The organism is Kitasatospora sp. NPDC004723, assembly GCF_040609255.1.
In the GTDB taxonomy this organism is placed as follows: Bacteria; Actinomycetota; Actinomycetes; order Streptomycetales; family Streptomycetaceae; genus Kitasatospora.
In genome coordinates this window covers 1-14791 of record NZ_JBEXJT010000047.1, presented here as the reverse complement: position 1 = coordinate 14791, position 14791 = coordinate 1, and the positions used below count along the sequence as shown (strand labels likewise).

The following is a 14791-nucleotide window of genomic DNA, read 5'->3' as shown; positions in this document are numbered from 1 at the left end:
CGGGGGCCGGCCGGTCCGGCTTTCCGCTCCGGAGGAGGGGGTCCGCGGGCCGGTCCGCCCGGAGTGGCCGCGCGGTGCCTCCGGCGTGTCCTGGTGAGAGCGGTCTCGTTGTGGGGGATAGCGGACGGCGAGGGCGGGAGGCCCCGGATGTGGGTACGGCGGCTGGCGGCGCTGGGCTGCTGCCTGGCGGTGCTGGCCGGGTGCTCCGGCGGTGGCGGCGCGCAGCCCAGCGGGGACGCCGTGGCGGCCGGTCCGGCCGGTCCTCCGCAGGCCTCGCGGGCGTCGATCACCGCGCTGCCCGCCGACGACACCCAGAACCTGCCGGCCGAGGGCCCGGTCCGGGTGTCGGTCACCCAGGGCCGGCTGGTCTCCGTCAGGCTCGCCGACACCCGGGGCACCGAGGTCCCCGGCACGCTCGCCGCGGACGGCACCGGCTGGACCCCGAACGGTCCGCTGCCGCTGGCCACCGCTTTCACCCTGGACGCCGTCGCCGAGGACGACCAGGGCCAGCGCGCGGTCCAGCACACCGACTTCTCCACGACGGCCCGCGCCCACACCTTCGTCGCCTTCTTCACCCCCGAGGACGGTTCCACGGTCGGCGTCGGCATGCCGGTCTCGCTGCGGTTCAGCCGCCCGGTCACCGACCGGGCCGCGGTGGAGCGCGCCGTCGCGGTGACCACCGACCCCCCGGTGGAGGTGGCCGCGCACTGGTTCGGTGGCCGGCGGCTGGACTTCCGGCCCCGCGCGTACTGGGCGCCGGGCACCAGGGTCACGGTCGCGCTGCGGCTCAAGGACGTGCAGGGCGCACCGGGCGAGTTCGGCACCCAGAACAAGGAGGTCCGGTTCACCGTCGGCCGCGCCCAGGTGTCCACCGTCGACCTGGACGCCCACACGCTGACCGTCCGGGCCGGCCAGGGCGGCAGGCCGGTGCGCACGCTCAAGGTGTCGGGCGGGGACGCCAAGCACGCGACGTACCGGGGCGTGCTCGTGGTCTCCGAGAAGTACCGGGTGACCCGGATGAACTCGCAGACGGTCGGGATGGGCGACGAGTACGACATCAAGGACGTGCCGCACGCGATGCGGCTGACCGGCTCGGGCACCTTCGTGCACGGCAACTACTGGGCGAACCCGTCGGTGTTCGGCAGCGACAACACCAGCCACGGCTGCATCGGGCTTTCCGACGTCAAGGGCGGGGCGAGTGCCGAGACCCCGGCGGGCTGGCTGTTCGAGCACACGATCCCGGGAGACGTGTTCGAGGTGAAGGCCGCGGCGGGGGAGGTGGTGCCGCCGGACAACGGTCTGAACGGTTGGAACCTGCCCTGGGCGCAGTGGGTGGCCGGGAGCGCCCTCCAGTCCTCCGCGAGCTCCTCGGTGAGCCCTTCCGCGAGCCCGGGCCCGGCGCCCTCGTCAACGCCGGCGCCGTGACCGCCGCCTACGGATGATCTTCGCCGGTGTCCACCGGTGGCCTCCCCGGGGTTCACTCGTTCGGCCCAGCTATCCTGACTTGCCGCGCCGAAGCCCGGCGCGAAAGATCGCCGGCCCGGTGCAACCCGTCCGGCGAACCGGGCGTCTACAAGATGTACACCGGGAGGGGAGAAACCGTGAAGCAGGTTAGGGCGGCCGACGCCGCGATACGCACCACCGTCACCCGCCGCCGAGTCCGTCGGAGCGCGGTGGCGTTGGCGATGGGCGGGGTGCTGCTGCTCACCGCGGCCTGCAACAGCGGCAACGACGACAAGACCGACGCCGGCGGCGAGAGCGCCGCCACGGCGGGTGCCACCGGCGGGGACGCCGGTACCGGCAGCCCGGCGCCGGGCCAGTCCTCGGCGGCGCCGAAGACCTCGGCCGCCGTGGTGACCGTCGAGCCCAAGGACGGGTCCCAGGACGTCGCCCCGGACGGCGCGCTCAAGGTCTCGGTGGCCAACGGCAAGCTCACCACGGTCGAGGTGACCGACAAGGAGGGCAAGCCGGTCGAGGGCGCCCTCGCCGCGGACGGCAGCGGCTGGAAGCCCAACGCCGCGCTGGCCGTCGGCATGGCGTACAAGGTGAACGCCCAGGCCGCCGACGCCGACGGCCTGGTGGCCGCGTCGACCACCTCGTTCACCACGCTGACGCCCGCGAAGAAGGTCTCCACCAACGACAACATCGCCGACAACGCCACCTACGGCGTCGGCATGATCGTCTCGGTGGTCTTCAACAAGGACATCAAGAACAAGGACGCGGTCGTCCAGGGCATCAGCTTCGAGACCAACAACGGCACGACGGTCAAGGGCCACTGGTTCGGCGCCCGCCGCCTGGACTTCCGCCCCGAGAAGTACTGGGCGCCGGGCACCAAGGTGACCATCAAGTACCGGCTGAAGAACGTCGAGGTCGCCCCGGGCGTCTACGGCGACATCGACAAGGACGAGCCGTTCACCATCGGCCGCTCGCAGGTCTCCGTCGCCGACTCGGCCACCCACCAGATGACGGTGACCAGGGACGGCGCGAGCCACAGCGTGCCGGTGTCCCTCGGCGACGAGAAGAACCCGTCCTGGAACGGCACCATGGTGATCTCCAGCAAGGAGAAGGTCACCCGGATGAACTCGCAGACCGTCGGTCTCGGCGGCGAGTACGACATCCCGGACGTGCCGCACGCGATGCGGCTGACCACCTCCGGCACCTTCGTGCACGGCAACTACTGGGCCAGCCCCTTCGGCAAGACCAACGCCAGCCACGGCTGCATCTCGATGCAGGACGAGAAGGGCGGCAGCGACAGCTCGGTGGCGGGCAAGTTCTTCAACGACTCGATCATCGGTGACGTGGTCGTCGTCAAGAACTCCAAGGAGAAGACCGTCGCCCCCGACAACGGCCTGAGCGGCTGGAACATCGGCTGGGCCAACTGGTAGCCCCTGCCCGCCGGCGGGAACGTCCGCCACGCACGGCGACGAGCGGCCCGATCCCCACGCGTGGGGATCGGGCCGCTCGGGTGTTCCGGGTGGAACATGCCCCGGACGGCGCAACCTCGTCCGAGGGCCAACGCGTGTAACTGTCGGACATCGGGCACGAGGGAGGGAGTCAACGGTGAGGTCGATACCGACGGTGAGGTCGATACGCAGGGCGGTGGCCGCGGGTCTGGTCGGGGGAGCGCTGGTGCTGACCAGCGCCTGCGGCGGTGGCGGCGGTGCGAGTGGGGGCGGCGGGAACGCGGGGGCGGCCAAGGCGGAGCTGGGCGGGGCCGCGGGGGTCCCGTCGGCGTCGGCCACGGGCGCGCCCGCCACCAGCGCGGCCCCCAAGGTGTCGCAGGCCGTGGTGGACATCGAGCCGAAGACCGGCACGGTGGACGTCGCCCCGGACGGCGCGCTCAAGGTCGCGGTCTCCGGCGGCAGGCTGACCACCGTCAAGGTGAGCGACAGGGCGGGCACCGAGGTGGCCGGCAGCATCGCCGCCGACGGGTCGAGCTGGACCCCGTCCGGTCCGCTGGCGGTCGGCACCGCCTACCAGGTGAGCGCGCTGGCGGCGGACTCCGGCGGCCTGGTCGCCTCGGCGGACAGCAGCTTCACCACGCTCACGCCCGAGCGCGAGGCGAAGGCGAGCGACAACGTCGAGGACGACGCCACCTACGGCGTCGGGATGATCGTCTCGGTCGCCTTCGACAAGGACGTGAAGAACAAGGAGGCGGTGGCGCGCGGCATCACCTTCATGACCAGCGACGGCACCGCGGTGAAGGGCCACTGGTTCGGCAACCGCCGGCTGGACTTCCGTCCCGAGAAGTACTGGAACCCGGGGACGAAGGTCACCGTCCAGTACCGGCTGAAGAGCGTGGAGATCGCCCCGGGCGTCTACGGGGGAGTCGACCGGGACGAGCCCTTCACTATCGGGCGATCCCAGATTTCGACGGTTGACGCGAAGACGCACCGGATGACGGTGGTCCAGGGCGGTCAGAGCTCGGTCGTCGAGATCACCTCCGGCTCGACGGAGCACCCGACCTGGAACGGCACCATGGTCGTCATGTCCAAGGAGGGTGTGGTGCGGATGCAGTCCAGCACCCTGCCCGGGATGACCGGCGACCCCTACGACCTCCAGGTCCCGCACTCCATGCGGCTCACCGACTCGGGCACCTATGTGCACGGCAACTACTGGAGCGACGCCTTCGGCAAGGACAACGTCAGCCATGGCTGCGTGGGCCTGAAGGACGTCAACGGCGGCGGCTCGGGCACCTCGGCGGGCAAGTTCTACGACGGCTCGCTGATCGGGGACGTCGTCACCGTGCAGAACTCCAGCCGCGGCCAGGTGGCGCCGGACAACGGCCTCAGTGGCTGGAACCTCGACTGGAGCGCCTGGTAGCCGCAGCGCCCGCCCACCCGCGGCCCGCCGTGACCCGGACCTGCCCGAACGCGGGTTCGGGTTGCACGCGGCATATGCCGAAACACCCGTGATCGTTTGCTCATTGTCCGTACGCGGCCGCTTGCGTTCCGCAATGATGGGGCGCATGGCGGGTTGGGGCGAAACAGATCAGTCATCACTTCCGGGATCCAGCTTGGTCGCTGACGCGTCGTGGGCACCGTTCCAGGACGCCCTCGCGGCCCTGGAGCGGCTCAGCTCCGACGAGCTGGAGCAGTTGTACGTCGGGAAGCTGTGCGACCGGGAGGCGCCGCGCGAGGTGCGGTTGCCGTCCCGGCCGGCCACCGGCCCGTTGGCGCGGCGGCTGGTGCTCGCGGCCCTGGAGAACTGGGACCTGCACCAGCACCTGGAGGTCGGCGAGTTACTCACCAGCGAGCTCGTCGCCAATGCGCTGCGGCATGCTGCCGGTCGGACCATCGGACTGCACGTGGCGCGCAAGCCGGGCTGGGTCCGGGTGGAGGTGCGGGACTCCTCGCGGGCGCTGCCGTGCATGATCCTGGCGGAGCCGCTGCCGGCCAACGAGCGCGGGCGCGGGCTCCAGGTGGTCGACGACCTGGCGGACCGCTGGGGCGCCGACCTGCTGCCGCGCGGCAAGGGCGTCTGGTTCGAGCTGAAGGTCCGCGACCGGGCGGTCTGAGCCATCCGGTCCGGGAGGGGCCGGGATGGTCCGGGAGGGCCCTGGGCGGTCCGGGAAAACACGCGGGGCCCCCGAATTCACCGTGGTCCGGTGGCTGGGGGCCCCTGCAGGTCATCGCGCCGGCCAAGGGGGTGCGTGCCGCGCGATGGGTGTCGGCCGTGCCAGGTCGGGCCGGCCGAAGTCATCGTCGCCCAGGGCGCGCGCCAGTCGCTGGCGCCCGCCGTCGGACAACTCGACTATCGCACGGATCTCAGCATGTGGGCAAACCAGGCGGCTTCGATTTCAAGGTTTGTAACTTAGTTCACCTTGGGAATTTGCATAGGTTCATGCCGGCGCCTGAGATTATTCATGATCGACACTATTTTCCATGCTCGGCGGCCAGGCTCGCACGGGGTCCGGAGAGCGGGCATCGCGGGACTCCTTGATCATTTCGATTCTCCCGAAACGGCAGGTCCGGATCATGTCCCTGCGGCGGGCGGCGGGCGGCGGGCGGCGGGCGGCGGGCGGCGGGCGGAGGCGGACGCGGCCTTCCCGGGCCTGCTCGCCGCCGTTCTCGGCCCGCGGCCCTTGACCTGAAGCCGACTTCAGCTCCTACGGTCCTCTTCAGACCGCCGGTGATCGGCCGGCGGCGTCCATCGAGGGGATCCGTCATGACCGGCACCGACAGCGTCGTTCCCGACCGCTACCGCTACGCGGTCGTCCCGCACATCATGGTCGGCGACGCCGCCGCCGCGATCGACTTCTACGTGAAGGCCTTCGGGGCGCGTGAGGACTTCCGGCTCGACGCGCCCGGCGGCGGCATCCTGCACGCGGAGATCAGCATCGGGCAGTCCGTCCTGATGCTGGGCGACACCGGCGACAGCGCCCCGTTCGCCGCCCCGACCGCGCTCGGCGGAACCAGCGTCGCCCTGCACGTCTTCGTCCCCGACGTCGACGCCCTCGCCGAGCGCGCCGAGGCCGCCGGCGCGGAGGTCCTCCAGCCGCCGACGGACATGTTCCACGGCGACCGCACCGCCATCCTCAGGGACCCCTCGGGCCATGTGTGGGTCTTCCTGACCCACCTGGAGAACCCCTCGCTGGACGAACTCCACCGCCGCATGTCCGCCGGCTGACGGCCGCGGGCGGGCTCGCCCGCGGGCCGGAGCCGGCCCGGGTCAGCCGCGCGGCGGCAGGACGTTGGCGGCGTACTCGGGCGAGACGTTGCCCGGCGGGTTGTAGTCGCAGACGACGTAGGTCTCGTACCAGGTGTCGCCGCGGCCGTAGGCGCGGGCGCAGCCGAGGCGGGTGGAGGACTTCCAGACCACCTGGGTGAACAGGCCGGTCGCGGCGGAGTAGCCGGGGTTGCCGTAGTCGTAGTTCCCGGCCTGCGCGTACCAGGCGTCGACGGCCCGGCGGCAGCCGGCGCGGTCGGGGGTGCTGGAGGCGAACCAGGACTGGTTCTCGCCGTACGCGGGGTCGAGCCCGGCGTGGCCGCCGGAGAGGCGCTCGTACGTCGACAGCCGGGCGGCGCGGCTCTTCGCGTACTCCTGGACGGCGGGGTCCAGGGCCAGCGCCGGGACGCCGTGCCGGGCGCGGTACTCGTTGTGGGCGCGCAGGCAGTCGTCGGCGAAGGCCGCGTCGGTGGCGTCCGGCAGCGCGGCGCGGGCCGCGGCGGGGGTGGTGGCGGCCGCGCCGAGGACGGCGGCCAGCAGCAGGGTGGTGAGGGTGCGGACACCGGTTCGGGTGTGCTTCATCCGCGCTCCGGGGGCTCGTGGGAGTGGTGTTGCGGCCACGATGGCAGTCGGCCGGAACTGGGGACGGGCCCTCCGGGTGTGGTTCACCCGGGCGAGTGAGTAGTCCGACCGTCGCACGTCCCGTGGTGACTACAGTGGAGTCCGGTCGACCGCCACCGCAGCAGGAGGACCGATGACCGCACAGCCGGTGGAACCGCATCGCACCCGTCCGCGCACTCAGGACGAGATCGGGGCCGCGTTGCCGCCATCCCAACGGATGGCCTTCTACCGGGACATGGGCTCGGCGGACGAACACGAGATCGCCGGCGTGCTGCGCCGCTGGCGGCTCCGGCTGGAGCTCTACGGCGACCCGGCGACCGCCCGCACCCACGCCGAGGTCCAGCAGGGTGCCGCCCCCGGCCGGGCCCTCTCCGCCGTCCTGCGCGAGCGAGAGCGCCCGTGAGTGACTGGGACGATCCGTACGACGGCGACGAGGAACACGACCCGATCGTGCTGTCACCCCAGGTCGAGGCGGTGTTCGATTTCGCGGTGACACCACCGGACGTCGTCTCGGCGATCGCCGCGTTCCTGGTGGGCCTGCGCGAGACGCTGGACGGCGGCCCGCATCCCGACCACGCCGAGGCCGTTCCCGGGCTCCCCGGCGCCTACACCGCTCCGCTGGCCCACGATCTCGGGCTGGTCCAGTACCACGCGACCGGGACCCCGCACGGGCCCGGCTTCTACGTCGCCCGGATCGTGCGGACGGACGCCTACCCCGAGGAGTTCTGAGTCCGGAAACGGCGGCGCCCCCGCCGGGAGGGCAGGGGCGCCGTACCGGCCGGGTGCGGGATCAGCACTCGATGACGTTGACGGCGAGGCCGCCGCGCGAGGTCTCCTTGTACTTGATCTTCATGTCGGCGCCGGTCTCCTTCATGGTCTTGATCGCCTTGTCGAGGGAGACGTGGTGGCGGCCGTCGCCGCGCAGGGCCATCCGGGCGGCGGTGACGGCCTTGACCGACGCCATGCCGTTGCGCTCGATGCAGGGGATCTGGACCAGGCCGCCGACCGGGTCGCAGGTGAGGCCGAGGTTGTGCTCGATGCCGATCTCGGCGGCGTTCTCGACCTGCTCCGGGCTGCCGCCGAGGACCTCGGCGAGGCCGCTGGCGGCCATCGAGCAGGCGGAGCCGACCTCGCCCTGGCAGCCGACCTCGGCGCCGGAGATGGAGGCGTTCTCCTTGAAGAGCATGCCGATCGCGCCGGCGGAGAGCAGGAAGCGGACGATGCCGTCCTCGTCGGCGCCCGGGATGAAGTTCAGGTAGTAGTGCAGGACGGCGGGGATGATGCCGGCCGCGCCGTTGGTCGGGGCGGTGACCACCCGGCGGCCGGAGGCGTTCTCCTCGTTGACCGCCATCGCGTAGAGGGTCACCCACTCCATCGCGTTGGCCGGGCCGATGCCCTCGGCGCGCAGCGCGCGGGCGGCCGCGGCGGCGCGGCGGCGCACCTTGAGGCCGCCGGGGAGTATGCCCTCGCGGGACATGCCGGCCCGGACGCACTCCTGCATGACCCGCCAGATCTCCAGCAGGCCGGCGCGGATCTCCTCCTCGGTGCGCCAGGCCTTCTCGTTCTCCAGCATCAGGCCGGAGATCGACAGGCCGGTCTCCCGGGTGAGCCGCAGCAGTTCCTCGCCGGTGCGGAAGGGGTACTTCAGTGCGGTGTCGTCGGGCTTGACCCGGTCCGCGCCGATCGCGTCCTCGTCGACGACGAAGCCGCCGCCGACCGAGTAGTAGGTCTTCTCCAGCACGGTCGAGCCGTCGGCCCGGAAGGCCCACAGCGTCATGCCGTTGGCGTGGTACGGCAGCGAGCGGCGCCGGTGCAGCACCAGTTGGGTGTCGGGGTCGAAGTCGATGGCGTGCACGCCGAGCAGGTGGATCCGCTTCTCGGCGGTGATCCGCTCGACGTCGCGGTCGGCCTGGTCGACGTCGATGGTGCGCGGGGAGGCGTTCTCCAGGCCCAGCAGCACCGCCTTCGGGGTGCCGTGGCCGTGGCCGGTGGCGCCGAGCGAGCCGTACAGCTCGGCGCGGACGGCCGTCACCTCGGTCAGCAGGCCCTCCGACTTCAGGCGGCGGGCGAACATCCGGGCTGCGCGCATCGGCCCGACGGTGTGGGAGCTGGAGGGACCGATGCCGATGGAGAAGAGGTCGAAGACGCTGATGGCCACGGAGGGACGTCCTTGTCTGGTCTCGTGGGTGGTGCCGGCAGGGAGGGGAGGACGGCGGTGGCGGGAGGGTGGGTCGGGCGAGGGCGGGCGGCTGACACGGGTCGGGGCACCGCGCGCACTCTCCAGTGTGCGCGGTGCCCCGGAATCCCCGGTGTCCGGGCGGGGTGAGCCCGGTCACCGGCCGCCGAACGGCGGGACCTACAGGTTGGGGTAGAGCGGGTACTTCTCGGCCAGGGCGGTGACCCGGGCCTTGAGCGCCTCGGCGGTGCCCTCGTCGAAGGCCGGCTTCAGGGCCTCGGCGATGATGTCGGCGACCTCGCGGAAGTCCTCGGCCTGGAAGCCGCGGGTGGCGAGCGCCGGGGTGCCGATCCGCAGGCCGGAGGTGACCATCGGCGGGCGCGGGTCGTTCGGGATGGCGTTGCGGTTGACGGTGATGCCGACCTCGTGCAGACGGTCCTCGGCCTGCTGGCCGTCGAGCCGGCTGTTGCGCAGGTCGACCAGGACGAGGTGCACGTCGGTGCCGCCGGACAGCACGGAGACGCCGGCCTCGGTGACGTCGGCCTGCAGCAGGCGCTCGGCGAGGATCCGGGCGCCGTCCAGGGTGCGCTGCTGGCGCTCCTTGAACTCCTCCGAGGCGGCGACCTTGAAGGCGACGGCCTTGCCGGCGATGACGTGCTCCAGCGGGCCGCCCTGCTGGCCGGGGAAGACCGCGGAGTTGATCTTCTTGGCGTGCTCGGCCTTGGAGAGGATGACGCCGCCGCGCGGGCCGCCCAGGGTCTTGTGGGTGGTGGTGGTGACCACGTCCGCGAACGGCACCGGGTTGGGGTGCAGGCCCGCGGCGACCAGGCCGGCGAAGTGCGCCATGTCGACCATCAGCAGCGCGCCGACCTCGTCGGCGATCCGGCGGAACTCGGCGAAGTCGAGCTGGCGCGGGTAGGCGGACCAGCCGGCGATGATCAGCTGCGGGCGGTGCTCCTTGGCGAGGCGCTCGACCTCGGCCATGTCGACCTGGCTGGTCTTGTCGTCCACGTGGTACGGCACCACGTTGTAGAGCTTGCCGGAGAAGTTGATCTTCATGCCGTGGGTCAGGTGGCCGCCGTGGGCCAGGTTCAGGCCCAGGATGGTGTCGCCCGGCTTGATCAGCGCGAACATCGCGGCGGCGTTGGCCTGCGCGCCGGAGTGCGGCTGGACGTTGGCGTGCTCGGCGCCGAACAGCGCCTTGATGCGGTCGATCGCGATCTGCTCGACCACGTCGACGTGCTCGCAGCCGCCGTAGTAGCGGCGACCGGGGTAGCCCTCGGCGTACTTGTTGGTCAGCACCGAGCCCTGGGCCTCCATGACCGCCACCGGGGCGAAGTTCTCGGAGGCGATCATCTCCAGGGTGGTCTGCTGGCGGTGCAGCTCGGCGTCGACCGCGGCGGCGATCTCCGGGTCGAGGGCGTGCAGGGACTGGTTCAGAACCGTCATGGTGGGGTCTTCCCGGGAGGAGGCGGGGCAGAGGGGGGCCGGCAGCGGGGCGGCCGTGGTGCGACGGCCGCCCCGGCGGTGGCTCAGGCCGAGGGGTTGGTGAGCGCGGTGTACTCGTCGGCGGTCAGCAGCTTGCCGGTCGACTCGATGCGGACCTTGAACAGCCAGCCACCCTCGAACGGCTCGCTGTTGACCAGGCTGTTGTCGTCGGAGACGGCCTCGTTGACCTCGGTGACCTCACCGGTCACCGGCGAGAACAGGTCGCTGACCGACTTGGTCGACTCCAGCTCGCCACAGGTCTCGCCGGCGGTCACGGTGTCGCCGACCTCGGGGAGCTGCACGTACACGATGTCGCCGAGGGCGTCGGCGGCGTGCTTGGTGATGCCGATCGTGGCGACCTCACCGGCCTCGGAGGTGGTCAGCCACTCGTGCTCGTCGGTGTACTGCAGGTGCTGGGGGTTGCTCATGGCGTCATTCTCCAGGATGGGAAGCGGGTACGACGAAGCGGCCCGGCGCGCGGACCTGCCTCGCGTGGGGAACAGCGGGAAACCGGTGGGGGAGGGGCGTCAGCGGGCGCGCTTGTAGAACGGCAGCGCCACGACCTGGACCGGCTCGTGCTTGCCGCGCACGTCCACCGCGACGGTGGTGCCGGGGGCGGCGTGGGCCGCGTCCACGTAGGCCATCGCGATCGGCTTCTCCAGCGTGGGGGAGGGCGCGCCGGAGGTGATCCGGCCGATCGCCTCGCCGTCGGTGGAGACCACGGTGTACTCGGCGCGCGGCACGCGCTTGCCCTCGGAGACCAGGCCGACCAGCACCCGCGGCGCCTTGGCCTCGGCCTCGGCGGCGGCCCGCTCCAGGGCCTTGCGGCCGACGAAGGCGCCCTCGTTGGTGGTCTTGTCGAAGCGGACGACCCGGCCCAGGCCCGCGTCGAACGGGGTCAGGTCGGTGGACAGCTCGTGGCCGTACAGCGGCATGCCGGCCTCCAGGCGCAGCGTGTCGCGGCAGGACAGGCCGCAGGGGATCAGACCGCGCCCGGTGCCGGCCTCGGTCAGCGCCTGCCAGATGTGCTCGGCGTCGCCCGGGTTGCAGAAGATCTCGAAGCCGTCCTCGCCGGTGTAGCCGGTGCGGGCGAGCAGCACGTCGCGGCCGGCCACCTGGGCCGGGAGGATCGCGTAGTACTTCAGGCCGGGCAGGTCGGCCTCGGTGGTGTCGGCCAGGATCCCGGTGGACTCCGGGCCCTGCACGGCGATCAGCGCGTAGGCGTCGCGGTCGTCGGAGACGACGGCGTTGAAGCCCTTGGCACGGGCGATCAGCTCGTCCAGCACCAGCTGGGCGTTGGAGGCGTTGGCGACGACCAGGAAGGCGTCCTCGCGCAGGCGGTAGACGATCAGGTCGTCCAGGATGCCGCCGTCCTCGGCGCAGATCATGGTGTAGCGGGCGCGCAGCACGCCGAGCGCGGAGACGAAGCCGACCAGGGCGTGGTCCAGCATCTCGCCGGCCTGCGGGCCGGTGACGGTGATCTCGCCCATGTGGGAGAGGTCGAACAGGCCGGCCTTGGTGCGGACGGCGAGGTGCTCCTCGCGCTCGCTGCCGTAGCGCAGCGGCATGTCCCAGCCGGCGAAGTCGGTCATGGTGGCGCCGAGGGCGCGGTGCAGCGCGTCGAGCGCGGTGAGGCGGAGGGACGACATGGCCAGGAACTCCTCGGTCGGGGCACTCAGGGGTGCGCGCGCCGGGACCGGCCCTGTCTCGGGGGCGGCGGACCCTGCGCGCGGGCATGCGGCGGCTGGGTCTCCCCATCTGTCGTCGTACCTGAGAGCTTCACCGTCCACTGCCCTGTAGGGGAACAGCATGGCGGCTTGCACCGTGGGTGGGCGGACGGCAGGGCCGTACGCCGCTTTCCAGATGTGCCTAACCCGTGCGGTAGGGGTGCCTGAGAGATTCCGGGGAGGACTTGCTCCTTCGGCGCCGGCTGTGCCGCCTGGACGGGGCACTCCGGACTCTCCCGCGCGGGTTCGAGCGGCCGGTATGGAGTTGGCGGGGCCTGGGTGGATGCCACCGCAGACGCGCACATCATGGCACGTCCGCCGGGACAAGGGGAGAGGGGGTTGCGTCACGTCGGGCCTGGCGGCCCGGGGCGGGGTGCCGAAACGCTAGGCTGCGGGCATCGGCGAGCAGAGGACGGTACGGCGGCGCATGGGGTACCCGGTGGAGCAGCAGGGGTGGGACGGGGCCGAGTCGGCGCCGCCGGGAGGCGCGTGGCCGGCCAACGAGCTGGAGCAGGTGCTCACCGCCGCGCTCGGCGACCCCGGTGCGACCCCGCGGGTGATCGAGGTGCTGGCGCGCAGCCAGGTGTGGATCCCGCTGCCGTCGGGCGGCGGCCCGCAGGGGCAGTCGCTGGACCTGCCGACGATCGAACTGGCCGGCGACCCCTATGTCCCGGTGTTCTCCTCGCAGGAGGTGTTCGTCCAGCAGGCTCCCGGGATGGCGTTCGCGGTCGCCCCGGTGTGGGAGTTCGCCCGTGGTCTGCCGCTGGGCGTGGGCATCGCCGTCAACCCCGAGGCGGCGGTGGGCATCCCGGTGCCGCCGGAGGGCGTGGCGGAGCTGCGCCGCGGGCCGCGCGAGGACCGCTGGGCCGACGCCCCGGACGCCGTGCAGGCTCCGGGCGGCGGCCGGGTGGCGCTGCGCGAGCCGGTGCCGGGGGAGGACCCGGAGGCGTTCCTGGCCGCCTGCCGCGCGGAACTCGCGGCGCTGCCGGGAGTGCTGACCGCCCGGCGGGCGCTGGCGAGCGTCGAGGGCGAGCCGACCGTGATGTTCGTGGGCGTCCAGCTGGATCCGGGGGCCCCCGCCGACCCGGCTGCGGTGAACGAGGGATTGGGCCGCGCACTGGGAACCGCACCGCTTCCCGGAGGCGTCCACCTCGTACTGCTCGACCTCGCGGACGATCCGGTGGTCGACTGGTTGGTGAACCGGGTCGCGCCCTTCTACGTGCGGGGCTGACCCGGCCCCGGCCGTCCGTCCGGCAGCCGTCGGACGGGGTGCGGGCGGGGAGGCGGTGCGGACCCTGGCACGGTGGCGTGGCGGCGGTCGGTGGCCGCCCCATAGGGTGCGTGCTGACGGCCGCCGGGCCGCCGGTGACGGACGAGGAACGAAGAAGCGCAGCGAGGTGGGCGCATGAGTGCGGGATCGGTAGCTGGCGGTGCACCGGGGCCCTGGGGCCAGGCGCCCACCGGACGCCCGGATCCGGGCGCGCTGGAGCGCGCGCTGCGCGAGGTGGCGCCGGAGCGCTACGAGGCCTACGAGACGATGCTGCACGCGCTCGCCGAGGGCCGGGTCTGGATGCTGCTCTGGCACGGCACGCCGGGCAGCGCGGACGCCCAGTACGGGAACATGGAGATCAGCGGCCACGGCTACGCGCCGGCCGTCACCTCGCCCGAGCAGCTGGCGGCGTCCGGCTGGGCGCGGGCGCACGAGGTGATCTCCGGCCGGGAGATCGCGGCCTCGCTGTACCGGACCCGGTGGGGCCTGTGGCTGAACCCGCACGCCCCGGGCGGCGGGGTGGGCGTGCCGTGGGCGGACCTGCGCCGGGTCGCCGCGGGCCTGGACCGGCTGCCGGCCGGGCCGCTGAAGCTGAGCGAGCCGCAGGTGCCGGCGCAGCAGTTCTTCGCGCTGCTGGAGCGCCAGGCGGTCGAGGTGCGCGCGGTGAGGGCGCTGCGCCGGGCCTGGGTGCGGCCGTCGGTGGGCGAACCGTACCTGGCGATCGGCCTGGACCTGTACGAGAGTTCGCCGCCCACGGTGGAGGCGGTGCGGGCGCTGATGCAGCGGGCGATCGCGGTCGCGCCGGAGGGGCTGGCGGTCTCGACGGTCGCGATGGCGGACGAGTACGACCCGGTGGCGCTGTGGATGCGGGCCAACGCGCGCCCGTTCTACGACCGGGAGGCGGCCGGGCACGGCCGGCCGGCGACGGGGCCGTACCCGCCGGTGCCGCCGCCGTACACCGCGCAGCAGGGGCCGGCCCAGGGGCACGGCTTCGGCTACGGCACGCATCCGCCGGCGCAGGGCTGGCCGGGGCAGCAGCCGCCGCCGCAGCAGCCGTGGCCCGGCTACCCCGGTCGCTAGGGCCTCTCTTTCGGATCACGCCGGGCGGTCGCCGCCGGAGCACGCACCTCGCCGGCTTGTCGTCGGTCGCCGATGCTCCGCATGGACTCCCTCCTCCGTGCCGCCGATGCACGCACTCCAACGACGCCTGCTTGTCCGACGTGATCCGAAAGAGAGGCCCTAGGCCCAATGCCGGTGACTTAAGTTGTGTCTCGCTGGGTGATCGTGACTGTTGCCGGTTGTGGTGGTGGCCAGTTGTGGTGTTGGGCGCGTTTGAGGGGC

General features: G+C 72.5%; 14 protein-coding genes and 1 riboswitch. Of the genes, 9 read left to right on the top strand and 5 right to left on the bottom strand.

Annotated features, from left to right (window positions below; translation table 11 throughout):
* Positions 1–147: 147 nt before the first annotated feature.
* The 5 genes from ABZW10_RS31495 to ABZW10_RS31475 all read left to right on the top strand — a co-directional run bounded on the left by ABZW10_RS31495 (position 148) and on the right by ABZW10_RS31475 (position 6129).
* Positions 148–1425 carry an Ig-like domain-containing protein gene (locus ABZW10_RS31495; RefSeq protein ID WP_355372728.1) on the top strand — a complete coding sequence of 426 codons (1278 nt, stop codon included), beginning with the start codon at positions 148–150 and terminating at the stop codon, positions 1423–1425.
* Positions 1426–1601: 176 nt separating this feature from the next.
* Positions 1602–2885: an Ig-like domain-containing protein gene (locus tag ABZW10_RS31490; protein ID WP_355372725.1), complete on the top strand. Its 1284-nt coding sequence runs from the start codon at positions 1602–1604 to the stop codon at positions 2883–2885.
* A 175-nt stretch (positions 2886–3060) separates the two neighbouring features.
* The gene (locus tag ABZW10_RS31485) at positions 3061–4323 is read left to right on the top strand and encodes an Ig-like domain-containing protein (RefSeq protein ID WP_355372722.1); all 1263 of its coding nucleotides are present in this window, start codon (positions 3061–3063) and stop codon (positions 4321–4323) included.
* A 193-nt stretch (positions 4324–4516) separates the two neighbouring features.
* Positions 4517–5017 (top strand): ATP-binding protein, encoded by a 501-nt coding sequence (locus tag ABZW10_RS31480; RefSeq protein ID WP_355372719.1) that lies wholly within the window; start codon positions 4517–4519, stop codon positions 5015–5017.
* A gap of 650 nt (positions 5018–5667) precedes the next feature.
* Entirely contained in the window at positions 5668–6129 is a 462-nt protein-coding gene (locus ABZW10_RS31475; RefSeq protein WP_355372716.1) for a VOC family protein, read from the top strand.
* A gap of 42 nt (positions 6130–6171) precedes the next feature.
* Here ABZW10_RS31475 and ABZW10_RS31470 read toward each other — a convergent pair whose 3' ends face one another.
* On the bottom strand, positions 6172–6750 hold the full coding sequence (locus tag ABZW10_RS31470; protein WP_355372713.1) for a CAP family protein: 579 nt from the start codon (positions 6748–6750) through the stop codon (positions 6172–6174).
* 172 nt (positions 6751–6922) lie between these two features.
* Between ABZW10_RS31470 and ABZW10_RS31465 the strand changes: the two genes are divergently transcribed.
* Positions 6923–7192, top strand: coding sequence for a hypothetical protein (locus ABZW10_RS31465; protein ID WP_355372710.1), 270 nt, complete (start codon positions 6923–6925; stop codon positions 7190–7192).
* Complete coding sequence (locus tag ABZW10_RS31460; protein ID WP_355372707.1) at positions 7189–7518, top strand: hypothetical protein; 330 nt, start codon at positions 7189–7191, stop codon at positions 7516–7518. The genes ABZW10_RS31465 and ABZW10_RS31460 overlap by 4 nt, the downstream gene beginning before the upstream one ends.
* A gap of 61 nt (positions 7519–7579) precedes the next feature.
* On the opposite strand, the gene ABZW10_RS31455 is transcribed toward ABZW10_RS31460, so the two are convergent.
* From ABZW10_RS31455 to gcvT, 4 genes are all read right to left on the bottom strand, one after another.
* Positions 7580–8947 (bottom strand): L-serine ammonia-lyase, encoded by a 1368-nt coding sequence (locus ABZW10_RS31455; RefSeq protein ID WP_355372705.1) that lies wholly within the window; start codon positions 8945–8947, stop codon positions 7580–7582.
* Positions 8948–9145: 198 nt separating this feature from the next.
* A complete protein-coding gene (gene glyA, locus ABZW10_RS31450) occupies positions 9146–10414 on the bottom strand; it encodes a serine hydroxymethyltransferase (RefSeq protein ID WP_355372702.1) in 1269 nt (422 codons plus the stop codon).
* Positions 10415–10497: 83 nt separating this feature from the next.
* Positions 10498–10881 carry a glycine cleavage system protein GcvH gene (gene gcvH / locus ABZW10_RS31445; protein WP_355372699.1) on the bottom strand — a complete coding sequence of 128 codons (384 nt, stop codon included), beginning with the start codon at positions 10879–10881 and terminating at the stop codon, positions 10498–10500.
* Positions 10882–10980: 99 nt separating this feature from the next.
* A complete protein-coding gene (gene gcvT / locus ABZW10_RS31440) occupies positions 10981–12102 on the bottom strand; it encodes a glycine cleavage system aminomethyltransferase GcvT (protein ID WP_355372696.1) in 1122 nt (373 codons plus the stop codon).
* A 220-nt stretch (positions 12103–12322) separates the two neighbouring features.
* A riboswitch (glycine riboswitch) is annotated at positions 12323–12429 on the bottom strand.
* 178 nt (positions 12430–12607) lie between these two features.
* Between gcvT and ABZW10_RS31435 the strand changes: the two genes are divergently transcribed.
* Both ABZW10_RS31435 and ABZW10_RS31430 read left to right on the top strand, forming a co-directional pair.
* Positions 12608–13411, top strand: a complete 804-nt coding sequence (locus ABZW10_RS31435) for an enhanced serine sensitivity protein SseB (RefSeq protein WP_355372693.1) — start codon at positions 12608–12610, stop codon at positions 13409–13411.
* 306 nt (positions 13412–13717) lie between these two features.
* Positions 13718–14530, top strand: coding sequence for an enhanced serine sensitivity protein SseB C-terminal domain-containing protein (locus tag ABZW10_RS31430; RefSeq protein WP_355372825.1), 813 nt, complete (start codon positions 13718–13720; stop codon positions 14528–14530).
* Positions 14531–14791: the final 261 nt, after the last annotated feature.